At 68.8% G+C, this 23,018-nt stretch carries 22 protein-coding genes; 6 read left to right on the top strand and 16 right to left on the bottom strand.

All coding sequences use genetic code 11. From position 1 onward, the window contains the following. Positions 1-15 precede the first annotated feature (15 nt). From ACIPVB_RS08195 to ACIPVB_RS08175, 5 genes are all read left to right on the top strand, one after another. Positions 16-828, top strand: coding sequence for a c-type cytochrome (locus ACIPVB_RS08195; protein WP_400368080.1), 813 nt, complete (start codon positions 16-18; stop codon positions 826-828). Between the two features lie 39 nt (positions 829-867). Further along, positions 868-1,926, top strand: a complete 1,059-nt coding sequence (locus ACIPVB_RS08190) for a Rieske 2Fe-2S domain-containing protein (RefSeq protein WP_400368079.1) — start codon at positions 868-870, stop codon at positions 1,924-1,926. After that, a complete protein-coding gene (locus tag ACIPVB_RS08185) occupies positions 1,923-3,767 on the top strand; it encodes a cytochrome bc complex cytochrome b subunit (protein ID WP_400368078.1) in 1,845 nt (614 codons plus the stop codon). Before ACIPVB_RS08190 ends, ACIPVB_RS08185 begins: the two co-directional genes overlap by 4 nt. Before the next feature lie 145 nt (positions 3,768-3,912). After that, positions 3,913-4,320, top strand: a complete 408-nt coding sequence (locus ACIPVB_RS08180) for a rhodanese-like domain-containing protein (protein WP_400368077.1) — start codon at positions 3,913-3,915, stop codon at positions 4,318-4,320. 71 nt (positions 4,321-4,391) lie between these two features. Then, a complete protein-coding gene (locus tag ACIPVB_RS08175) occupies positions 4,392-5,342 on the top strand; it encodes an alpha/beta fold hydrolase (RefSeq protein WP_400368076.1) in 951 nt (316 codons plus the stop codon). Between the two features lie 37 nt (positions 5,343-5,379). Here ACIPVB_RS08175 and ACIPVB_RS08170 read toward each other — a convergent pair whose 3' ends face one another. From ACIPVB_RS08170 to ACIPVB_RS08145, 6 genes are all read right to left on the bottom strand, one after another. Then, a complete protein-coding gene (locus ACIPVB_RS08170; RefSeq protein WP_400368075.1) occupies positions 5,380-6,171 on the bottom strand; it encodes a PP2C family protein-serine/threonine phosphatase in 792 nt (263 codons plus the stop codon). Positions 6,172-6,175: 4 nt separating this feature from the next. After that, complete coding sequence (locus ACIPVB_RS08165; protein ID WP_400368074.1) at positions 6,176-6,592, bottom strand: cytochrome c oxidase subunit 4; 417 nt, start codon at positions 6,590-6,592, stop codon at positions 6,176-6,178. A 4-nt stretch (positions 6,593-6,596) separates the two neighbouring features. Then, entirely contained in the window at positions 6,597-8,360 is a 1,764-nt protein-coding gene (gene ctaD, locus ACIPVB_RS08160; RefSeq protein ID WP_400368073.1) for a cytochrome c oxidase subunit I, read from the bottom strand. A gap of 2 nt (positions 8,361-8,362) precedes the next feature. Continuing rightward, positions 8,363-9,244, bottom strand: coding sequence for a cytochrome c oxidase subunit II (gene coxB / locus ACIPVB_RS08155; protein WP_400368071.1), 882 nt, complete (start codon positions 9,242-9,244; stop codon positions 8,363-8,365). Positions 9,245-9,408: 164 nt separating this feature from the next. Continuing rightward, positions 9,409-9,774 carry an iron-sulfur cluster insertion protein ErpA gene (gene erpA, locus ACIPVB_RS08150; RefSeq protein ID WP_056227791.1) on the bottom strand — a complete coding sequence of 122 codons (366 nt, stop codon included), beginning with the start codon at positions 9,772-9,774 and terminating at the stop codon, positions 9,409-9,411. A gap of 72 nt (positions 9,775-9,846) precedes the next feature. Continuing rightward, positions 9,847-11,241, bottom strand: coding sequence for a dipeptidase (locus ACIPVB_RS08145; protein ID WP_400368070.1), 1,395 nt, complete (start codon positions 11,239-11,241; stop codon positions 9,847-9,849). 46 nt (positions 11,242-11,287) lie between these two features. On the opposite strand from ACIPVB_RS08145, the gene ACIPVB_RS08140 reads away from it, so the two are divergent. Further along, the gene (locus ACIPVB_RS08140; protein WP_400368069.1) at positions 11,288-11,860 is read left to right on the top strand and encodes a DUF3043 domain-containing protein; all 573 of its coding nucleotides are present in this window, start codon (positions 11,288-11,290) and stop codon (positions 11,858-11,860) included. A 73-nt stretch (positions 11,861-11,933) separates the two neighbouring features. On the opposite strand, the gene ACIPVB_RS08135 is transcribed toward ACIPVB_RS08140, so the two are convergent. The 10 genes from ACIPVB_RS08135 to ACIPVB_RS08090 form a co-directional block, all read right to left on the bottom strand. Further along, positions 11,934-12,956 (bottom strand): quinone-dependent dihydroorotate dehydrogenase, encoded by a 1,023-nt coding sequence (locus ACIPVB_RS08135; RefSeq protein WP_400368068.1) that lies wholly within the window; start codon positions 12,954-12,956, stop codon positions 11,934-11,936. A 10-nt stretch (positions 12,957-12,966) separates the two neighbouring features. Beyond that, positions 12,967-13,452: a transcriptional regulator NrdR gene (gene nrdR, locus ACIPVB_RS08130; RefSeq protein WP_400368066.1), complete on the bottom strand. Its 486-nt coding sequence runs from the start codon at positions 13,450-13,452 to the stop codon at positions 12,967-12,969. A 10-nt stretch (positions 13,453-13,462) separates the two neighbouring features. Beyond that, positions 13,463-14,764 carry a histidinol dehydrogenase gene (gene hisD, locus ACIPVB_RS08125; RefSeq protein WP_400368065.1) on the bottom strand — a complete coding sequence of 434 codons (1,302 nt, stop codon included), beginning with the start codon at positions 14,762-14,764 and terminating at the stop codon, positions 13,463-13,465. Between the two features lie 63 nt (positions 14,765-14,827). Then, on the bottom strand, positions 14,828-16,249 hold the full coding sequence (locus ACIPVB_RS08120; RefSeq protein ID WP_400368063.1) for a hypothetical protein: 1,422 nt from the start codon (positions 16,247-16,249) through the stop codon (positions 14,828-14,830). Positions 16,250-16,354: 105 nt separating this feature from the next. After that, positions 16,355-19,819: a DNA polymerase III subunit alpha gene (gene dnaE, locus ACIPVB_RS08115; protein ID WP_400368217.1), complete on the bottom strand. Its 3,465-nt coding sequence runs from the start codon at positions 19,817-19,819 to the stop codon at positions 16,355-16,357. A 157-nt stretch (positions 19,820-19,976) separates the two neighbouring features. Beyond that, positions 19,977-20,900 carry an RluA family pseudouridine synthase gene (locus tag ACIPVB_RS08110; RefSeq protein WP_400368062.1) on the bottom strand — a complete coding sequence of 308 codons (924 nt, stop codon included), beginning with the start codon at positions 20,898-20,900 and terminating at the stop codon, positions 19,977-19,979. A 1-nt stretch (position 20,901) separates the two neighbouring features. Beyond that, positions 20,902-21,486: a signal peptidase II gene (lspA, locus tag ACIPVB_RS08105; protein WP_400368060.1), complete on the bottom strand. Its 585-nt coding sequence runs from the start codon at positions 21,484-21,486 to the stop codon at positions 20,902-20,904. 4 nt (positions 21,487-21,490) lie between these two features. Continuing rightward, positions 21,491-22,111, bottom strand: a complete 621-nt coding sequence (locus tag ACIPVB_RS08100; RefSeq protein WP_400368059.1) for a DivIVA domain-containing protein — start codon at positions 22,109-22,111, stop codon at positions 21,491-21,493. A gap of 120 nt (positions 22,112-22,231) precedes the next feature. Beyond that, a complete protein-coding gene (locus ACIPVB_RS08095) occupies positions 22,232-22,534 on the bottom strand; it encodes a YggT family protein (RefSeq protein WP_400368057.1) in 303 nt (100 codons plus the stop codon). A 6-nt stretch (positions 22,535-22,540) separates the two neighbouring features. Beyond that, positions 22,541-23,011: a cell division protein SepF gene (locus ACIPVB_RS08090; RefSeq protein WP_108317885.1), complete on the bottom strand. Its 471-nt coding sequence runs from the start codon at positions 23,009-23,011 to the stop codon at positions 22,541-22,543. Positions 23,012-23,018: the final 7 nt, after the last annotated feature.

Raw genomic sequence — 23,018 nt, 5'->3', positions numbered from 1 at the left:
GAGAGCTGCATCCACATGGCACGCGAGAAGAAGACTCGTAAGGCGACCGGGCGTCGGAGCCCCCTGGCCGCCGCCGCACTGATCGGTATCGGACTCCTCCTCACCGGAGGCGTCTACGCGGGCGCGACGGCGGCGGTCGCCGCCACCTCCAGCACCCCGGTCAGCGAGGCCAACAACGCGACCGCGGTCGACGAGGGCGAGAAGCTGTTCCAGGCGAACTGCGCCACGTGCCACGGCCTCGACCTCGAGGGCAGCGAGCAGGGTCCGTCGCTGTTCGGCGTGGGCGAGCTGTCGGTGCACTTCCAGGTCTCCACCGGTCGTATGCCGCTGCAGGCCCAGGGTCCTCAGGCACCGGTCAAACCCGTCCAGTTCACCGAAGAGCAGACCAACGCCATCGCGGCCTACGTCCAGTCGTCCGCCCCCGGTCCCGCCTACCCGTCCGAGGAACTCCTCGACGGCGAAGGCGACCTGGCCCACGGCGCCGAGCTCTTCCGCATCAACTGCGCGATGTGCCACAACGTCGCCGGCGCCGGTGGGGCGCTGACCGAGGGCAAGTACGCCCCGGACATCCACTCGACGACGCCCGTCAACATCTACGCGGCGATGGTCACCGGCCCGCAGAACATGCCGGTGTTCAACGACCTCAACCTCACCCCCGAAGACAAGCGCGACGTCATCTCGTACCTGATGTACAACCAGCAGAACGAATCCCCCGGCGGATTCGCCCTGGGCTCGCTCGGCCCCGTCTCCGAGGGCCTGTTCATCTGGATCTTCGGTATCGGCGGACTGATCGCCCTCACCGTGTGGATCACGGCGAAGTCCAACTGACCGTCGTCTTCGACATTACGTAAACGCACGAGGAGCACCATGGCACACGAGGACGACGCACTGGAGCACGAGAGGGCTTCCTGGAAGCCCGGCTCGGGGCTCGCCGTTGCGGTTCCGGACGCCGCGAAGAACCCGGGACTGCCCGGCCACCGTCAGCGCATGACGGACAAAGACCCGCAAGAGATGAAGCGCGCGGTCCGCACGGTATACACCCTGTTCTACGTCTCCGTCGCCGCGAGCATCTGGGCGAGCATCGCCTACATGATCTTCCCGATCGAATCGGGCGCGATGGTCGACATCCGCTACAACAACCTCTTCATCGGGCTGGGAATCGCGTTCGCGCTCCTCGCGATCGGCATCGCCACCATCCACTGGGGCAAGTCGGTCATGTCCGACAAGGAGTACATCGAGGATCGCCACGCGACGCGCGGCCGCGACGAGGTCCGCGAGGGCGCCGTCAACGTCTTCGTCGAGGCCGAGAAGGACTCCGGCTTCGGCCGTCGCGAGATCATCCGCAACTCGCTGTTCGCGGCTCTCGCCGCCTCGGTCATCCCCGGCATCACCCTGTTCCGCGGCCTCGCGCCGCAGGACCAGGATCCCGTGGCCAATCTCAGTCACACCATGTGGAAGCAGGGCATGCGCCTCGCGCACGACCCCTCGGGTCGCCCGATCCGCGCTGCGGACGTCACCCTCGGTTCCGCGTTCCACGTCATCCCCGAAGAACTCGCCGGCCTGGGCCACGACGAGGGTTACCTCGAGGAGAAGGCCCGGGCGATCGTCCTGCTCATGCGCATGCAGCCCGAGCAGCTCAACCCCGAGACCAACAACCTGGACTGGTCGTACGACGGCATCATCGCGTACTCCAAGGTCTGCACGCACGTCGGATGCCCCGTCGCCCTCTACGAGCAGCAGACCCACCACCTCCTGTGCCCCTGCCACCAGTCGCAGTTCGACGTCGCCAACGGCGCCGCCGTCATCTTCGGCCCGGCTGCCCGTCCCCTGCCGCAGCTCCCCATCACCGTCGACGCCGAGGGTTACCTCGTCGCGCAGAGTGACTTCCAGGAGCCCGTCGGCCCCAGCTTCTGGGAGCGCTCATGAGTACCGGTACTCACCCCACCGAGAACGTCACGACCGAACCGGCCGTGTATTCCGGACCGCCGCAGGCCCCCGCCGGCCGCGACGGCAAGCCGCTCGGCGGCAAGTTCGTCGGCGCAGCCGCCAACTACCTCGACGAGCGCACCAGCATGTCGGGGCTCGTCAAGGAGCTCGGCCGCAAGATCTTCCCCGACCACTGGTCGTTCATGCTGGGCGAGATCGCGCTGTGGAGCTTCGTCGTCGTGCTGCTGTCCGGCACGTTCCTGACGTTCTTCTTCCAGGCCTCGATGGTCGAGACGCACTACGACGGCGCCTACGAGCCGATGCGCGGAATCGCGATGTCGGCGGCCATGGAATCCGCCCTGCACATCTCGTTCGACCTCCGCGGCGGCCTGCTCGTCCGCCAGATCCACCACTGGGCCGCGCTCGTCTTCGTCGCCGGCATCGGCGTGCACATGCTGCGCGTCTTCTTCACCGGCGCGTTCCGCAAGCCGCGCGAGCTCAACTGGGTCGTCGGCTTCATCCTCTTCATCCTGGCGATGGCCGAGGGCTTCACCGGCTACTCGCTCCCCGACGACCTGCTGTCGGGCAACGGACTGCGCATCATCGACGGCATGATCAAGGGTCTCCCGATCATCGGCACCTGGACGTCGTTCCTGCTCTTCGGCGGCGACTTCCCCGGCACCGCGATCGTCGGACGCCTGTACACGCTGCACATCCTGCTGCTGCCTGCGATCCTGGTCGCCCTGCTGGCCGTGCACCTCATGCTGATGATCATCAACAAGCACACGCAGTTCGCCGGGCCCGCCCGCACGAACAGCAACGTCGTGGGCTACCCGATCCTCCCGGTGTACGCGTCCAAGATGGGCGGCTTCTTCTTCATCACCTTCGGTGTGATCGTCCTGATCGCCGCGCTGGTGACGATCAACCCGATCTGGAACTACGGTCCGTACGACCCGTCGCCGGTGTCGGCCGGTACCCAGCCGGACTGGTACATCGGCTTCGCGGACGGCGCGCTGCGCCTCGTCCCGCCGCACCTCGAGTTCGTGCTCTGGGGCCACACCTGGTCGTGGAACATCATCCTGCCGGTGGCCGTGCTGGGTCTGTTCATCGTCCTCGTGTTGATCTACCCCTTCATCGAGGCGTGGGTCACGGGTGACAAGCGCGAGCACCACATCGCCCAGCGCCCCCGCAACGCGGCGACCCGCACGGCGATCGGTGCGGCCGGTGTCACGTTCTACGCCGTGATGTGGGCGGCCGCATCCTCCGACATCATCGCGACGCACTTCAAGCTGACGATGGAGGGTGTCATCCACACCCTGCAGGCGCTGCTGATCCTGGGCCCGATCTTCGCCTACTTCATCACGAAGCGCATCTGCATCGCGCTGCAGAAGAAGGACCGCGAGATCGCACTGCACGGCTACGAGTCCGGACGCATCGTACGCCTCCCCGGTGGGGAGTACATCGAGGTGCACCAGCCCGTCGACGAGTTCGAACGCTGGAAGCTGGTCGACAACGAGACCTACGAACCGCTCGTCGTGCGCCCCAACGACAAGGGCCAGATCCCGTGGCACGAGAACATCCGCGCCTCCATCTCCCGCTGGTTCTTCGAGGACCGTCTCGCCCCGATCACGCAGGCGGAGCTCGACGCCGCGGTGGCCCACCAGCACCACGAGCTGGATCACATCGCCCACGAAGAGGCCGACGAGATCGCCGGTGCCAACGCCCGGGCCGACGAGGACGGCCGCCCGCCGATGGCCATCGGTGAGCGCGTCGAGGTCGAGATTCCGGCGCCGAAGGGCCTCGCGGATCGCAACCGATCCGGTGACGACAAGAACGAGTGACCACTCAGACGAAACCCCGGTGCATCGGCACCGGGGTTTCGTCGTTCTCCCGGGCGCGTACCGCCCGGCGCGCCTGGCAGGAACCCGCGGGCGGATGGCATCCGCTCCCCTCCCCCGCGTCCGCCTTCCGCCGTACCGTGTGGAGATGACCGATGCTCAGGATCATTTCTCCGCCCGCCTCGCCTTCGAGACGGACCCCTCGGACGTCTACGCCGCGCAGCGCGCGGGGGACGCCTTCACGCTCGTCGACGTGCGCGGACAGGACGCCTGGGCGCAAGGACGTATCACCGGGGCCGTGCATCTGCCGTACCGTGAGATCCCGGACCGCGCCGAGAACGAGATCCCGAGGGACCAGCCCGTCGTCGTCTACTGCTGGAGCCCCGGATGCAACGCGGGTCAGAAGGGCGCTCTCGCCCTCGCGCGACTCGGCTACGAGGTCCGCGAGATGATCGGCGGTTTCGAGTACTGGGTCCGTGAGGGACAACCGACCGAAGACGACCGCGGGCCTTGTGAGCGCATCTTCGACCCCACCGTCATGGTCGTGCGCAACTGAGCGCCCAGCACCGGCCCCAGCCCTCCCCCGCGCTCAGGCCCAGGCCCAGGCCCAGGCCCTAGGATGCCTCGATGCAGCATCCGCCACTCGAGCCCTTCGCCCACGGCTTCCTCGATCGACCCGACGGCGCCCGACTGTACTGGGAGACATCGGGGAATCCGCGCGGCCGCCCCGCTCTGTATCTTCACGGCGGTCCCGGCGGTGGACTCGGCAGGGGTGGGTACCGTCGACGTTTCGACCCCGACCTGCATCTCATCATCGGCGTGGACCAGAGGGGATGCGGACGCAGCACCCCGTGGGCCTGCGACGACCTGGCGAGCCTCACCCGACAGACCATGGACGATCTGCTGGGCGACCTCGAAGCGCTTCGCGTCCACCTCGGCATCGAGCGGTGGCTGTTGCACGGGGTCTCGTGGGGATCCACCCTGGCTCTCGCGTACGCCCTCGCCCACCCGACGCGCGTGACCGAGATCGTCAACCTCGCCGTCACGACCGGATCGCGCTGGGAGATCGACTGGATCACCGACGGGATCGCGCCCGTCTTCCCCGAGGCGTTCGCTCACCTGCGCGGGCTCCTCGGTGCCGAGGAACGCACGATCGAGGGGTACGCGCGACTGCTGCGGGACCCTGATCCCGCGGTGCGCGTCGAGGCCGCCGAGCGGTGGGATCAGTGGGAGGCCACGCACCTGTCGCTCGGCCCTCTCGCCTCCCCGGGCCCCCTCCACGCCGATGCCCGCCATCGGCTCAACTTCGCGACGCTGGTGACGCACTACTGGGCGCGGGACTGCTTTCTCGTCGGCGGGGACGCCGTCCTCACGCGCGCGGGTGAGCTCGCCGGCATCCCCGGCGTCCTCGTCCACGGCAGACGCGACATCAGCGGTCCCGTGCTGACACCCTGGCTGCTGCATCAGGCGTGGCCCGGCAGTCGTCTCCAGATCGTCGAGGAAGACGGACACGGCGGTCCTCGGAGCGCGGAACTCTGTCAGCTCGCGATGGACGCCTTCGCCGAGGCTGCGACCTGACGCCTCACTTCGGGGGCGGGATCCCGCCCGTCCGACGTCACGCCGTCTCGACGCCCTCGGTGAACCAGCGGGCAGCCGAGCCGAAGAACACGGGGTCCACGATCGTGGAGTCGTCATCGTCGACGACGTCGCAGACGACGACGGTCACGTTGTCGCGGGTCCCGGCCTCGAGGGCCAGGCTCACAGCCTCCGTCGCCGCGGAACGCGCATCGGGCGCCGCGGCGATCAACCGCGCGACGTCGGCCTCGGGGACGTAATCCGTGAGACCGTCGCTGCACAACATCCATCGATCGCCCGCGAGCGGAGGACGCTCCGCCACTGAGACGACATCACCTTCGGCACCTCCGAGGGATGCCGTGATGATGTTGCGTCGCGGATGAGCCGCCGCCGCCTCGGGCGGGATGATGCCGTGGTCGACGAGCGCCTGGACGTACGAATCGTCACGCGTCTCTCGAGAGAACTCGCCGTCTCGCAGGAGATAAGCGCGGGAGTCGCCCGTGTGCGCGAGCAGAAGATCGCCACTCGTGCTGAGGAAGATGCCGGTGAAGGTCGTCGCCATGCCCTCGAGGGCGGGATCGCGCTCGACGTGGGCGCGGATGTCCCAGTTCGCCTCGCGGATCCGCACGAGCAGGCCGTCGGCATCCATGCTGCGTCCGCTTGTCGCCACCAGGCGGTGGACCAGAGCAGCCGAGGCGAGGTCCCCCGACGGGCCGCCGCCGACGCCGTCCGCCACCGCCGCACCCCAGGATGCCGCGAAGGCGGCATCCTGGTTGGTGGGACGGTGGGCGCCGGCATCGGATGCGGCGGCCGTGATGAGCCGTACGGGCACGGGATCAGCGCGCGAAGTACCCGCGGTAGTACTCGTACACCCAGCCGACGATGGCCACAGCGAACACCGCGAATCCGACGGGGACGAGCCAACTACCCACGGCCAGGCCGACGACGGCGATCGCCGCGGAGGCGGCCAGGACGATGGGCCACCACGACCACGGGCTGAATTCGCCCATCTCGGGATCGCCGTCGTCGATGTCGGCGGTCAGCGTGTCTTCGGGAAGCTCGCCGCGCTGTGCCTTGAGGACGCGTCCGATGTAGAACGCGATCATCGTCGACATCAGGCCGAGGAAGGCCAACGCGACCGTTCCGACCCACTCGACGCCGCCGTGCTGGAGCAGGCTCCAGACCGTGTAGATGGCGGCGATCAGGTAGGCGAAGACTGCCAGGAGCCACCAGAGGTTGACGTTGGTACGCATGTCGTTATTTGACCTCTCCGCCAGCTGCGTCGACGACGGGTGCATCGGGGGCGTCCTTCGCCGGTCCCACACCGACCGGGATGCCGGCCTCGGGGTGGTTGAGGTCGAAGGCGGGGCGCTCGCTGCGGATACGCGGGATCGAGGTGAAGTTGTGGCGCGGCGGCGGGCAGGACGTCGCCCATTCCAGCGAGGCTCCGTAGCCCCACGGGTCGTCGACGGTGACCTTCGGCGCCTTGCGCGCAGTGATCCACACATTCAGCAGGAACGGGATCATCGACGCACCGAGGATCATCGAACCCACCGTGGAGAGCTGGTTCTCCCAGGTCCACCCGTCAGCGGCGGCGTAGTCGGCGTAGCGGCGCACCATGCCGTCGACACCCAGCCAGTGCTGGATGAGGAAGGTCATGTGGAAACCGATGAACAGCATCCAGAAGTGCACCATGCCCAGACGCTCGTTCAGCATCTTGCCCGTCCACTTGGGCCACCAGAAGTAGAAGCCCGCGAACATCGCGAAGACGACCGTGCCGAACACGACGTAGTGGAAGTGCGCCACCACGAAGTACGAGTCGGACAGGTGGAAGTCCAGCGGCGGCGACGCCAGGATGACACCGGTGAGGCCACCGAAGACGAACGACACGAGGAAGCCGAGCGCGAAGACCATCGGTGTCTCGAATGTCACCGATCCGCGCCAGAGCGTGCCGATCCAGTTGAAGATCTTCACGCCCGTCGGGACCGCGATCAGCATGGTCATGAGCGCGAAGAACGGCAACAGCACACCGCCCGTGACGTACATGTGGTGCGCCCACACGGCGACGGAGAGGGCGGCGATCGCGATCGTGGCGTAGACCAGCGTCTTGTAGCCGAAGATCGGCTTGCGGCTGAAGACGGGGAAGATCTCGGACACGATGCCGAAGAACGGCAGCGCGATGATGTAGACCTCGGGGTGTCCGAAGAACCAGAACAGGTGCTGCCAGAGCAGCACTCCGCCGTTCTCGGGGCTGTAGATGTGCGAGCCGAGCACGCGGTCGCTGGCGGCGGCGAAGATGGCCGCAGCGAGGACCGGGAAGGCGAGCAGGATCAGGATGCTCGTGATGAGCGTGTTCCACGAGAAGATCGGCATGCGCCACATCGTCATACCGGGGGCGCGCATGGTGAGGATCGTGGTGATGAAGTTCACCGCACCGAGGATCGTTCCGAAACCGCTGATGCCGAGACCCAGCATCCACAGGTTGCCGCCGACACCGGGCGAGAAGCTCGCGTTGGCGAGGGGCTGATAGGCGAACCAGCCGAAGCCGGCTGCACCCTGCGGGGTGAGGAAGCCGGAGACCGCGATGGTCGAACCGAACAGGAAGAGCCAGAACGCGAAGGCGTTCAGACGCGGGAAGGCCACGTCGGGGGCGCCGATCTGCAGGGGCAGCAGCGCGTTGGCGAAGCCCGCGAACAGGGGCGTCGCGAACATCAGCAGCATGATCGTGCCGTGCATCGTGAACAGCTGGTTGTACTGCTCTTTGGTCGGGATGATCTGCATGCCAGGCTCGAACAGCTCGGCGCGGATGATGAGCGCCATCACACCGCCGAGCATGAAGAACACGACTGAGGCGATCAGGTACATGTACCCGATGGTCTTGTGGTCGGTGGAGGTGATCCACTTGACGACCAGATTGCCCTTCTGCTCGACACGCGTGGTGCTCAGCAGTGCGGCTTGACGCGGCGGGAGAGTCGTCGGGCGAGAAGTGCCCGTCCCCTGGAGCGGAAGCGTCGTGGCCATGATCACTCGTTCCCTTCGGCGCCGGCCGTGTTGAGGTTCTGCAGGCGCGACAGATCACTGATGTCGCCGACGTCACCGGCCGCACGCAGCGAGTCGAGGTAGTCCTCGTACTCGGCCTCGCTCACGACCTTGACGTTGAAGAGCATGGCGGAGTGGTACTCACCGCACAGCTCGGCGCACTTGCCCTCGTAAGTGCCCTCACGAGTGGGCGTGAACGACCACTCGTTGTCGCGGCCGAGGTACATGTCTTTCTTGTACAGGAAGTCGATGATCCAGAACGAGTGGATGACGTCGCGCGAGCGCAGGTCGATCTTCACCGTCTTGTTCACCGGCAGGTAGAGGGTGGGCACGTCCTCGAGGTCGTAACCGTCGCTGGTGGCCGTGGCCTGCACACCCATCGAGTAGACGGCGTCCGAGTTGTCCTCACGCTCGCCGTTGTACTGGAAGTCCCACGCCCACTGCTTGCCGTACGCGGTGATGGAGACGTCGGGGTCTTCGTACTGCGTCTCGAGCGTGTTCTGGTCGCGGGCCGTGAAGGCGAAGAACCCGACCACCAGGATCAGCGGGACGATCGTGTAGAAGATCTCGACCGGCATGTTGTAACGCAGCTGCACCGGGAGGCCGGACTGGCCCTTGCGACGGCGGTAGGCGATGACCGACCAGAGCATCAGGCCCCAGGTGATGACGCCCACGGCGAGCAGGACGATCCACGAGTTGACCCACAGACCGGCGACCATGTCGGTGTGGTTCGTGGCAGGCGTGCCGTCATCGACGAAGCCGGGGAGGAAGCCGTGGAGCTGGGTCGTGGTGCAGCCCGAGAGGAGTGCGACGGAGGCGATCCCCAGGGGGAGCGCTGCCCAGCGAAGGCGACGTTTGGAGGGCACAATGCACCTTTCCGGGTCGTGGATGTTGCTCTGACAGTCTAGAGCAACCTCTCACCGTTCTCAGGCCAATCGTCCAGCGCCGAGACATCGAGAACCCCCGGAATCCACGGGATGATCCGTGGCCCGGGGGCTCTCGATCCGACGCCGGGGAGCGGCGTTTCAGGTCAGTGGAAGCTGTCGCCGCAGGCGCAGGATCCCTGGGCGTTCGGGTTGTCGATCGTGAAGCCCTGCTCCGAGATCGTGTCCTTGAAGTCGATGTTCGCCCCGTCGAGGTACGGCACGCTCATGTCGTCGACGATGACCTCGACGCCGTCGAAGTCGACGACCTTGTCGCCGTCCAGATAGCGCTCATCGAAGTAGAGCTGGTAGATCAGGCCGGAGCAGCCACCGGGCTGCACCGCGACGCGCAGGCGGAGGTCGTCGCGACCCTCCTGCGACAGCAGGCTCTTCACCTTGTCGGAGGCGGCCGCGGTCAGGCCGACGCCGTGCTCGCGGGTCTCGGCGGAGGACGACAGAGTGGTGTCGGTCATGGCGATGCCCTTCGGGTTGTTCGGTCGCGGGGACGGGTCGAGTCTACGCCCGTCCCGCCCCCGCGGCCTCGTTCAGATCGTGCGGGCGTTCAGGCGCGCCAGCAGCAGCGCCTCGGAGACGAGCGCATTGCGGAAGGTCTCGAGGTGCAGCGACTCGTTCGGGCTGTGGGCGCGGGCGTGAGGATCCTCCACCCCGGTGACGAGGATCTGCGCCGTGGGGAACTCGCGCACGAGGTCGGAGATGAAGGGGATCGAGCCGCCGATGCCGACGTCCACGGCGTCCACGCCGTACCCGTCGGCGAATGCCCCCCGGGCCTCTTCCACGGCCCAACCGCCCGTGTCGACGAGGAACGAGTCGCCGCAGTCGACGTCGCTGAACTCCAGATGCGCACCGAACGGCGCGTGGGCGCGCAGGTGCTTCTCGACCGCGGCGAAGGCCTCTTCGGCATCCTGTCCCGGCGCGACGCGGGCGCTCACGACGACGCTCGTCTGCGGAGCGAGGGTGTTCGAAGCCGCCGCGACGGGCGTGGCATCCCACCCGGTGATCGTGATCGACGGCTTGTTCCAGATGCGGCTGAGGATCGAGTCGCGACCGATCGGGCTCACCCCCTCGAGCAGACCGGATTCGGCGCGCAGCGTCGCCTCGTCGTACGGAGGCGTCTCGGCGTCGCGCACGGCGAGACCCTCGACGGCGACCGCGCCGTCGTCGTCCCACAGGGTGGCGAGGAGCTTCACGGTGGCGAGCATGGCATCCGGCACCGCTCCACCCATCATCCCGGAGTGCGAGGCGTGCTCCAGCGTGCGCACCGTCAGGGTGAAGCGGGCGTTGCCGCGGAGGGACACGGTCAGACCGGGGGTGCGCTCGTCCCAGTTGCCCGAGTCGGCCACGACGATCACGTCCGAGCGGAGGACGTCGAGGTTGTCCGCGAGGAACTGCCCGAACGAGCGCGAGCCGTATTCCTCCTCGCCCTCGATGAAGACGGCGATGCCGAGGTCGAGGTCGTCGCCGATCGCTTCGGCGATCGCGCGCACGGCGCCGACGTGCGCCATGATGCCGGCCTTGTCGTCGGCCGCGCCGCGACCGTAGAGGCGGCCGTCACGGACCGTGGGCTCGAACGGCGGCGAGTCCCACAGGGCTTCGTCGCCCGGCGGCTGGACATCGTGATGGGCATACAGCAGTACCGTGGGGCGGCCGTTGCGGGCGGCGCGGGTCGCGAGCACCGCCGGCTGACCGAACTCGTCGGTCCCGGGGATCGCGGCGCGCTTGACCTCCACGGAGTCGAACACGCCCGTCCCACGCAGGAGCGCGGCGACGGCGTCGGCACTGTGCACGAGGGCGTTCTGGTCGAAGGCGGGCCAGGCGATCGAGGGGATGCGCACCAGGGATCCGAGATCGGCGAGGGCTACGGGGATTCCGGCGTCGGCTGCTTTTTGCACAGCTTCCTGCCGGGACAGGTCGAGGGTCATGCGGGTAATCTTAAGTCTCCCGATCAGCGAATCACCGAGGTTTCCCGTGGCCAAGTCCCCCGCCCCCGCCCCCAACGACACCCCCGTCGAGCCGACGGAGCTCGGATCGGGCAAGGGCCGCGCGACGCCGTCGCGCGCCGAGCAGGAGGCCGCGCGCAAGCGCCCCCTGGTCCCCGACACGAAAGAGGCCAAGGCCCGCGCACGCGCCGAGCTCGCCGCTCAGCGCGAGAAGGCCCGCATCGGCATGGCCGCGGGCGAGGAGCGCTACCTGCCCGTGCGCGACCGGGGCCCCCAGCGTCGCTTCGCCCGCGACTTCGTGGATGCCGGATGGCACCTCGGCGAGGGCGTCATGCCGTTCATGGTGCTCGTGATCGTCGCCACGCTCATCCCGGTGGCGTTCTTCCAGTACTGGTCGTTCGTGGCGCTGTGGATCTTCATCCTCTTCGTCGTCGGCGACATGATCATCACCTCGATCCGCGTCAAGCGCGCGGCGAAGGAGAAGTTCGGCGAGACCCGTCTCGAGAAGGGTCTGGGCTGGTACGCGGCGATGCGCACCGTGCAGATGCGCTTCATGCGGCTTCCCAAGGCCCAGGTCAAGCGCGGTCAGTACCCCGCCTGATCCGACTCCCCACGAAGCGGCGTACCCTCGGGTGCGCCGCTTCGGCGTCCGGGGCGGGTTGCGACCGACCGGGTCACCGGCGGACGAGACCGTGGTTGATCTGGCGGGCCCAGAGCGGACCGCGGTAGAGGAAGGCCGTATACCCCTGCACGAGTGTCGCCCCCGCCGCGACGCGCTCGCGGACATCGTCGGCGGTCTCGACTCCCCCGGCCGAGATCACCACGAAATCCGCGGGCACGGCCGCGCGCACGAGACGGAGCACCTGCACCGCGCGATCCTTGAGCGGGGCGCCCGAGAGACCTCCCGCGCCCATCGCCTCGACCGCGGCCACCGGGGTCGACAGACCCGAACGCTCGATCGTGGTGTTGGTGGCGATGAGGCCGGACAGACCCGCGTCGACCGCGAGCCGCGCGATGTCCCCCACCTCGTCGTCGCTCAGGTCCGGCGCGATCTTCACCAGCAGCGGAGTGTCCCCGGCCGCATCGCGCACGGCCGTCAACAGCGGCCGCAGCGTCTCGACCGCCTGCAGACCGCGCAGTCCGGGTGTGTTGGGCGACGAGACGTTGACCACGAGGTAGTCGGCCAGGGGGGCGAGCAGACGGGCGCTGCGGACGTAGTCGGTCGTCGCGTCGTCGACGGCGACGACGCGGCTCTTGCCGATGTTCACGCCGATCACCGGCCGCCGTCGAGACCGACGCAGCCGGCGCAGACGGTCCGCGGCGAGGACCGCGCCGTCGTTGTTGAATCCCATGCGATTGATGACCGCGCGGTCGGCGACCAGGCGGAACAGGCGCGGCCTCGGGTTGCCGGGCTGCGGCAGGGCCGTGAGGGTTCCCACCTCGACGTGCCCGAAGCCGAGCGCACCCAGCCCGCGGCCCATCGTGACGTTCTTGTCGAAGCCCGCGGCGACGCCGAACGGCGAGTCGAAACGCAGACCCAGCGCGTCGACGCGCAGCTCCGGCGACGGGGCGGTGAAGCGGCGGACGAGGGATGCCACCGGCTCGACGCCCGCGGCGCGGATGACCAGCGCCCCGAGGTGGTGGGCGAACTCCGGGTCGAGCCGGGCGAGGATCGTGCGGAAGACGAGGGGATACATCCCCGCCAGGTTACTGGACCGCGTCGCCCTCGACGCTCGTCGCGCGCGCCGCGTGATCGGCCCGGAGCTGCGCGATCGCCGCGTCGAAGTCCTCGAGCGAGTCGAAGGCCTGATACACGCTGGCGAAGCGCAGATACGCCACCTCGTCGAGCTCGCGCAGCGGCCCGAGGATCGACAGGCCGATCTCGTTCGCCTCGATCTGCGAGGAGCCGGTCTGTCGGATCGCCTCCTCGACCTGCTGGGCCAGGACCGCCAGGTCGGCATCCGTCACCGGTCGCCCCTGGCACGCCTTGCGCACGCCCGACATGACCTTCTCGCGACTGAACGGTTCGACCACGCCCGACCGCTTGATCACGTTGAGGCTCGCGGTCTCGACGGTCGAGAAACGACCGCCGCACTTGGGGCACTGTCGACGGCGACGGATGCTGAGGCCGTCGTCGCTGGTGCGCGAGTCGATCACGCGCGAGTCCGGGTTGCGGCAGAACGGGCAGTGCATGACGTCGCTCTCAGACCTCGAAGCGCGCGGTCACGGCCTCGCCGTGGGCGGGCAGCGCCTCGGCCTCGGCCAGGGTGACGATGGCATCGCGCACGCGGGACAGGGCGTCGCGGTCGTACTGCACGACCTGCTGCGGGCGCAGGAAGGTCGCGGCCGAGAGTCCCGCGCTGTACCGGGCCTGTCCCCCGGTCGGCAGGACGTGGTTGCTGCCGGCCAGGTAGTCCCCGAGGCTCACCGGCGTGTACGGGCCGACGAAGACGGCGCCCGCGTTCACGAAATCCTCGGGACGCGGGTCGGCGAGGTGCAGCTCGAGGTGTTCGGGCGCGTAGGCGTTGCTGAACGCCGTCGCCTGCGCGAGGTCGTCGACGAGGACGACGGCGGACTGCGGTCCGTGGAAGGCCGCCGTCACCCGCTCGCTGTGCCGGGTAGCCGCCACGCGCGCCGGGAGGGCCGCTCGGACGGCCTCGGCGAGGGCCGGCGAGTCGGTGACGAGCACGGCGGAGGCCTGCTCGTCGTGCTCGGCCTGGCTCACCAGATCGACGGCGACGAGATCGGGGGTGGCGGAGTCGTCGGCGACGACGAGGATCTCGGTCGCCCCCGCCTCGGAGTCCGTGCCGACCCGACCCGCGACCGCACGCTTGGCGGAGGCCACGAAGTTGTTGCCCGGTCCCGTGACGACGTCGACCGGGTCGAGACCGATCTCGGCCACTCCGTACGCGAAGGCGCCGATGGCTCCGGCGCCGCCCATGGCGTAGACCTCGGTGACCCCCAGCAGGCGGGCGGCGGCGAGGATGACCGGGTGCACCCGGCCGCCGAACGCGGCCTGCGGCGGCGAGGCGAGGGCGACCTCGCGCACACCCGCGACCTGGGCGGGGACCGCGTTCATCACGACGCTCGAGGGGTAGACCGCTTTACCGCCGGGGACGTACAGGCCCACGCGACGCACCGGCTGCCACCGCTGGGTGACGCGGGCGCCGTCGGAGAGCTCGGTGACAACGGGCGGGGGCACCTGGGCTGCGGATGCCGTGCGCACGCGATCGATCGCCTCGTCCAGCGCCGCACGGATCGCCGGATCCAGATCGCGCAGCGCCTCGTCGAGGTGGGCGGCGGGGACTCTCAGCACGTGGTCGCTCACGCGGTCGAAACGTGCCGCCTGCTCGCGAAGGGCCTCTTCGCCGCGGCGGGCGACATCGTCGACGAGGCGCGCTGCCGTGGCCAGGGCCTCGTCACGGGCGGCGTCGGCGCGGGGGACGACGGCGAGGAGCTCGGCCGGCGAGAGCACGCGGCCGCGGAGATCGATCGTGCGGAGCATCGTCCCAGGCTACCGGCCCCCTGCGAGCCGCCTCGCGCGACGCGGGCGGCTCGCAGGCGGTGCTCAGCCGCGGGTGACGCCCGAGACGTCGTGGAGGTAGCCGATGCGACCGTCGTCGTGGCGCACGACGAACGTCTCGCCGCGGTCCTCCACGACGAGCGCCCACGCCGTCGGACCGATGTGGAAGATCGGCGTGCCGTAGTCGTCGACGATCTCGCGCTCCTCGGGGGCGAGCGCCCAGAACGCCTGCGCGTGGGGATGCTCGTCGCGGATCGGCTCGGCCGACGCGCTCACGTCGCGCCGGTTCTCGTCACGCTCGTCGTCCGAGGTGCGCAGCGGCGCGAAGATGTCGGTGTCGTTGTCGTCCCCGTGCGGGGCCGCGGCCCCGCCGTCACCCGCCTCGTCGCGATGAGGACGGTCCGCATGGGGGGTGGGCAGAACGCTCGTGCGCGGTGCGGCGTCCTCGTGCGAGAGGTCGGTCGACCCGGTGTAGCTGCCGGGGGTGGGCGCGTCGTCCGCGTCGGGCGCGACGGGCGTGCCGTGCGCGAGCGCGCGGTCGTCGACCGGCGTCGTGGCGGGGGTGCGCGCGGGGCGCGGGGTCCGCGGTGTCCGGGGACGGGCGACCACGGGGCGGATCGGACGCGCGTTACGGTGCGCGGGCACCTCGTCGCGGTCGCGGAAGTCGCGCGAGAACGGAGGGATGATCGGCGCGAAGACCGTCAGGACGACACCGGCGAGGAGCACGACCGCTTCGACCCAGATGACCCACGAACGCGTCCAGATCCCGGTCTCGCCGAAGACCGCCACGGTGTCCCACACCCACGAGACCCACACGAGCGCGGCGACGGCGAAAGCGACGGACGCGAACTGGTCGATGCCGAGGGATCCGACGCGCCGGATGCCCTGCGGTGAGAGGCGTCGCAGCACGATGAGCCCGACGGCGACGGTCGGCAGCGCCACGGCGGGGATCCACCACAGCCCGGACAACCAGACATTGCTCCCGCCGACGAGGACGCCGGAGGGAGAGTCGAGGATGTTCGTGCGGAAGAACGAGACGAGGAAGGCCACGACCCACACGCCGAGCAGGGCGACTTCGCGGACCGAGAACGGGCCGACTCCGTAATGGGGGCCTTCGGCGCCGCCCGCCGCCGCGCGCGCGGGGCCGGGGGTCGACGCGGCGTCGCCCCGCCCGGACTCGTCGTGAGCGGGGACGCCGCCGAACCGGGCGGCATTGGCGTGGGCCGAGGCGGGGACGGACGAGACGCCGAGCGCGCCGCCGCCCGAGGACTCCGGAGCACCCGACGCGTCGGCGCGATCGAACGCGTCGACGGCCCCGGAATCACCCCTGTCTGCGGCGACCGCGTCGCGGTCGAGCGCGGGGCGGGCGCCGGAGGCGACCTCGTCGCGTGAGCGCCGGTCGCGTGAGAGATCGTCCGACGCGGACGCGTCGGACGCGGAATCGTGATGGGGGGTCTGATCGGTCACGGTGGTCCTTTCACCAGGGGCGCCGGAGCGCCCGGTCATCCTAACCAGCGGGTGTTCTGCATCCGCTGGGGTTGTGGCGACGGCATACGAGGGGATGGAGCGGGGTCAGCCGAGACAGTTCGGTCCCAACAAGCCCTTCAACTCGCCGAAGAGATCGGCGGTCACCCGGACGGGCAAGGGGACCTCGAAGACCTTCGCGGACCCGCCCTTGTGGAGTTTGAGGACGACCTCCGTCGATCCCGCGTGGCGACGGAGCATGTGCGCGAGCTCGCCGACGAGGGCCTCGTTCGCGCGCTGCTCGGGGACGACCAGAGTGAGACCGCCGGTCTCGTCGAGCCCCTCGAGATCGGGGGCGAAGGCGCTCTGGGCGTGCAGGTTGAGCCCGTCGTCCCGACGGGACACGCGGCCGCGGACGACGAGGATCGAATCGGCCTGGAGGACGGGCGCGAACTCGGCGTACGTCTTGCCCATGAACATCACGGTCACCTCGCCGTTGAAGTCCTCGACGGTGACCATGCCGTACGGGTTGCCGCTCTGCTTGGCGACGCGATGCTGCACGCTCGTGAGCAGCCCCGCCACGGTGACCTGGTCGCCGTCCTGAACGTCTTCTGACGCGAGCAGATCGTGGATCGACGTCGAGGCGTGCTTGGCCAGTGGGACCTCGAGACCGGCGAGCGGGTGATCGGAGACGTAGAGCCCGAGCATTTCGCGCTCGAACGCCAGTTTGTCCTTCTTCGTCCACTCCGGCCGCTCCGGCACCTTGACGACCTGCTGCGGTTCGTCCCACAGAGAGTCGAAATCGAACCCGACCTCGCCGTTGGCCTCACGGCGTTTGTCGAGCACCGCCCCTTCGCAGGCGTCCTCGTGCACCTCGACCAGGGCCCGCCGCGTCGAGCCGAGGGTGTCGAACGCGCCCGCCTTGATGAGCGACTCGACCGTGCGCTTGTTGGCGACGTGCATCGGCACCTTGGACAGGAAGTCGTGGAACGACGTGTACGCGGCATCCTGTCGGGCCGCGACGATCCCGTCGACGACGTTCGTTCCGACGTTGCGCACCGCGCCGAGGCCGAAGCGGATGTCTTCGCCGACGGCGGCGAAGAAACGGATCGATTCGTTGACGTCGGGGGGGAGCACCCTGATCCCCATGCGGCGGCACTCGTTGAGGTAGACCGCCATCTTGTCCTTCGAGTCGCCGACGCTGGTGAGCAACGCCGCCATGTACTCGGCGGGATAGTGCGCTTTGAGGTAGGCGGTCCAGTAGGACACGAGTCCGTAGGCGGCGGTGTGCGCCTTGTTGAAGGCGTAATCCGCGAAGGACTCCAGCACCTTCCACAGCGTCTGCTGCGCGACCTCGCCGAACCCGCGCTCGGTCATTCCGCCGAAGAAGATCTCTTTCTGCTTGTCCAGCTCGCTCTTCTTCTTCTTACCCATCGCACGACGCAGCAGGTCGGCCTGGCCGAGGGTGTAGCCGGCGACGCGCTGGGCGACGGCCATCACCTGCTCCTGGTAGACGATGAGGCCGTAGGTCGTGTCGAGGATGTCGGCGAGCGGCTCTTCGAGCTCGGGGTGGATCGGCTCGATCTCTTGCTGCTTGTTCTTGCGCAGGGCGTAGTTGATGTGCGAGTTCACACCCATCGGGCCGGGGCGGTAGAGCGCCAGCACGGCAGAGATGTCCTCGAAGTTGTCGGGACGCATCAGGCGCAGGAGCGACCGCATGGGTCCGCCGTCGAGCTGGAAGACGCCCAAGGTGTCGCCGCGGGCGAGGAGCTCGTACGAGGCCGTGTCGTCGAGATCGAGGTCCTCGAGGACGAGGGGGTGGCCGCGGTTGGCCTCGATGTTGTCGAGCGCGTCGTTGATGATCGTGAGGTTTCGAAGCCCCAGGAAGTCCATCTTGATCAGGCCCAGCGATTCGCACGCCGGGTAGTCGAACTGCGTGACGATCTGCCCGTCCTGTTCGCGGCGCATGATCGGGATGATGTCGATGAGCGGCTCGCTCGACATGATGACGCCGGCCGCGTGCACGCCCCACTGGCGCTTGAGGTTCTCGAGTCCCAGGGCGGTGTCGAACACCGTCTTGGCCTCGGGATCGGTCTCGATGAGCGTGCGGAATTCGCTCGCCTCTTTGTACCGGGGATGCTCGGGGTTGAACATGCCGTCCAGCGGCATGTCCTTGCCCATGACGGCGGGCGGCATGGCCTTGGTGAGCTTGTCGCCCATGCTGAAGGGGAACCCGAGCACACGGCCGGCGTCCTTGAGGGCTTGCTTGGCCTTGATGGTGCCGTAGGTGACGATCTGCGCGACGCGCTCGTCGCCGTACTTCTCGGTGACATATTGGATGACCTCGCCGCGGCGGCGGTCGTCGAAGTCGACGTCGAAGTCGGGCATCGAGACGCGGTCGGGGTTGAGGAACCGCTCGAAGATCAGACCGTGCTGCAGCGGGTCGAGATCGGTGATCTTCATCGCGTAGGCGACCATCGAGCCGGCCCCCGAGCCACGGCCGGGACCGACGCGGATGCCGTTGCGCTTGGCCCAGTTGATGAAGTCGGCGACGACCAGGAAGTACCCCGGGAAGCCCATCTGCAGGATGACGTCGGTCTCGTATGCGGCCTGCGTGCGCACGGCATCGGGGATGCCGCCGGGATAGCGGTCCTGCAGGCCGTTCTCGACCTCTTTGATCATCCAGCTGCTCTCGGTCTCGCCCGCGGGGACCGGGAAGCGCGGCATGTAGTTCGCCGAGGTGTCGAACTCGACCTCGCACCGCTCGGCGATGAGAAGGGTGTTGTCGCAGGCCTCCGGGTTGTCGCGGAACACCTGGCGCATCTCGGCGGGCGACTTGACGTAGTACCCGTCGCCGTCGAACTTGAACCGCTTGGGGTCGTCGAGGGTGGACCCCGACTGCACGCACAGCAGAGCTGCGTGGCTGGTGGCGTCGTGCTGGTGCGTGTAGTGCAGGTCGTTCGTCCCGACGAGGGGGATGCCGAGATCCTTCGAGATCCTGAGCAGGTCGGCCATGACGCGGCGCTCGATGGACAACCCGTGGTCCATGATCTCGGCGAAGTAGTTGTCTTTGCCGAAGATGTCCTGGAACTCGGCCGCCGCCGCGCGCGCCGCGTCGTACTGCCCCAGCCGCAGGCGGGTCTGCACCTCGCCCGAGGGGCAGCCGGTGGTCGCGATGAGCCCCTTGCCGTAGGTCTGCAGCAGCTCGCGGTCCATGCGGGGCTTGAAGTAGTAGCCCTCCATGCTCGCCTTGGACGACAGGCGGAACAGGTTGTGCATGCCCTCGGTGGTCTCGGACAGCAGGGTCATGTGCGTGTACGCGCCCGAACCCGAGACGTCGTCGCTCTGCTGCTCGGGCGTGCCCCACCGCACGCGCGCCTTGTCGGAACGGTGCGTCCCGGGGGTGACGTAGGCCTCGATGCCGATGATCGGCTTGATCCCGGCATCCTTCGCCGTCTTGTAGAACTCGTAGGCTGCGAAGGTGTTGCCGTGGTCGGTCACCGCGATCGCCGGCATGCCCTGCGTGACGGCCTCTTGGACCATCGGGCCGATGCGCGCGGCGCCGTCGAGCATCGAATACTCGCTGTGCACGTGAAGGTGAACGAAGGAGTCTGCTGCCACGCGTCGAGTCTACGTTCGCCCTCCGACATCGACCCCGGATGTTCGGGGTGGACGCCCAGTTCGGTCGTCCCGCCCGGGCGCGTCGACGACCTGGTCCGGGACGCCCGTCTCAGGCGCCGTCGGCGAGGATCTCGAGCGCCCGCGCCAGATCGGCGGGGTAGGGCGACGCGAACTCGACCCACTCCCCCGACCCCGGGTGGGTGAAGGCGAGACGATGGGCGTGCAGCCACTGGCGGGTGAGCCCGAGACGCGCCGAGAGCGTGGGATCGGCACCGTAGAGGGGGTCACCCGCGCACGGGTGGCGGTGCGCGGCCATGTGGACGCGGATCTGGTGCGTACGCCCCGTCTCGAGGTGCACCTCGAGCAGAGACGCACGGGGGAACGCCTCGAGCGTCTCGTAGTGGGTCACCGAGTCCTTGCCGTCGGGCGTGACCGCGAATTTCCACGAGTGGTGCGGATGCCGCCCGATCGGCGCGTCGATCGTTCCGGCGAGGGGGTCGGGATGCCCCTGGACCACCGCGTGGTAGATCTTGTCGACCTCGCGCTCCTTGAACGCGCTCTTGAGCAACGTGTACGCCCGCTCGGTCTTGGCCACGACCATGAGACCGCTCGTACCGGCGTCCAGCCGGTGCACGACCCCGCGGCGTTCGGCGGGGCCGCTCGTGGCGATGCGGAAGCCCGCGGCGGCGAGGGCGCCCAGCACCGTCGGCCCCTCCCACCCGACCGACGGGTGGGCGGCGACACCCGCGGGCTTGTCGACCACGACGATGTCGTCGTCGTCATGGACGATCCCCAGATCGGGCACCTCGACCGGGATGATCTCGGGGTCGCGCTTGGGCTCCCACTCGACGCTGATCCACGAGCCCGCGCGCAGGCGGTCGCTGCGACCGGCCGTCCGACCGTCGACGCTCACTCCCCCGGCATCCGCGACCTCTGCCGCGAACGTCCGTGAGAAGCCGAGCATCTTGGCCAGCGCCTGATCGATGCGCGTCCCGTCGAGCCCGTCGGGGACGGGAAGGCTCCGCGACTCCATGTCAGCGGGTGCCCGGCTCGGCGCCCGAAGGCGCGTCGTCGGCCGCCCCCGCGTCGGGGGTGCGTGCGGGCTTGGTCTCGCGAGTGCCGTCGAGGCGCAGACCGACCAGCACCAGGATCGCCACCGAGATCATCATCGACACGATGAAGATGTCGGCGACGTTGTAGATCGCGGGCATCATCCACGGGGTCGAGATGAAATCGACGACGTGGCCCACGGGGAATCCGGGCTCGCGCAGCAACCGGTCGGTGAGGTTGCCGAGCACCCCGCCGAGCAGCAGGCCCAGGACCACGGCCCACAGGCGGGAGCGGACGCGGCGAACCGCGAGGTACACGATGATCGCGGCGACGACCGCGAGGGCGATGGTGAAGATCCAGGTGACGCCCTCGCCCAACGAGAAGGCGGCGCCGGGATTGCGCACGAGGTAGAACTGCAGCGCCTCACCGATCACCGGGACGACGCGCTCGGGCGGCAGGGTGTCGATGGCGACGGTCTTCGCCAACTGGTCGGCGGCCAGCACCAGCACCGCGAGGATCGCGATGATGATGCCGGCCGCCGCCGAACGCAGAGGAGGTCGACTGCGCAAAGAGTTACAGACCGATCGCCGACACCGGGGTCGAGCCCGACGACGTCGCGGTGGTGTCGAGGTCGCGGAGCTGGCCCTCGATGTAGGAACGCAGCTGCGAACGGTAGTCCCGCTCGAAGTTGCGCAGCTCGGTGATGCGGCCCTCGAGCGTGGTGCGCTCCTTCTCGAGACGGGCGCGCTCTTCGCGGCCCTTCTGCTCGGCCTCGGCGACGATCGACGCCGCCTGCGCCTGAGCCTCGCCGATGAGCTGATCGCGCTGGGCCTTACCCTCGGCCACGTGCTCGTCGTGCAGACGCTGGGCGAGCTCGATGATCCCCGCGCTCTGCGCGGCGGGCTCGGCGTCGGCCTTGGGGGCCTCGGCGACCGGCGCCGGGGCGGGCGCCTCGGCGACGGGCTCGTCGGCCTTGGGCGCCTCGGCGACGGGGGCCGCGGTCGCGGCCGGAGCGGTCTCGCCGGACTCGTACGCGGCGAGCTTGGTCTTCAGCTCCTCGTTCTCGGCGATGGTCTTGCGCCACTCGACGACGATCTCGTCGAGGAAGTCGTCGACCTCGTCGGGGTCGAAGCCCTCCTTGAAGCGCACGTGCTGGAACTGCTTGGTGACGACGTCATCGGGGGTCAGTGCCATGGTGTTTCCTCTTTCGAGAGCTCTGATGTCGGAACTATGGGGGTGTCGCACCGGGGCGTACCGCTTCGGAACAGCATAGCCGCCGCCCTCGACCGGTGTCGAAGGGCGGCGGCGAGAGCGTCAGGCGGCCGCGAGGGACCGCGTGACGCTCAACAGCATGAAGCAGACGAACATGACGATCGCGAAACCGAAGTCGATCGCGATGCCCCCGATGCGCAGGGGCGGGATGATACGGCGGATCAGCTTGATGGGCGGGTCCGTCACGGTGTAGACGATCTCGGCGAGCACCAGGACGGCACCCCGGGGACGCCACTCGCGATTGAACATCGGGATGTACTCGAGCACGAGGCGCGCGAGCAGGACGATGATGTAGATGAACAGGATCGCGCTGAGGACGGAGCCGATCAGGCTCAGGACGGCCACGATCGGTTACTGGGACGCGAAGGGCGCAGCCTCGGGGTCGGCCTGCGCGATCGCACCGTCGCCGGAGACGGCGATGTTCTCAGGAGAGAGCAGGAAGACCTTGCTCGTCACCCGCTCGATACGGCCGTACAACCCGAGCGAGAGACCGCTCGCGAAGTCGATCAGGCGGCGCGCGTCGGCGTCGCTCATCTGGGAGAGGTTGATGATGACCGGGATGCCCTCGCGGAAGTTCTCGGCGATCGTCTGGGCGTCGCGGTACTGCTTGGGGTGCACCGTGAGGATCTCGCTCACGGGTCCGGCCGAGGGCTGACGCACCACGGCGGGACGGTGCAGGGGGGTGACCGGCGCGGCCTTCTCCACGGGAGCGGCCGGTGCGGCCTGCTTGCGCGCGATGGGCTGCGGCGCCGTCTCCTCGTAGGTCTCTTCCTCGTCGGCGAGGCCCAGGTACACCATGGTCTTCTTCAGGGGGTTCGACATCGCATCC

This window comes from Microbacterium sp. NPDC090007 (assembly GCF_044748345.1).
Lineage (GTDB): Bacteria > Actinomycetota > Actinomycetes > Actinomycetales > Microbacteriaceae > Microbacterium.
The sequence above is the reverse complement of the archived record's forward strand: the minus strand, read 5'-3'. Positions and strand labels throughout refer to the sequence as shown.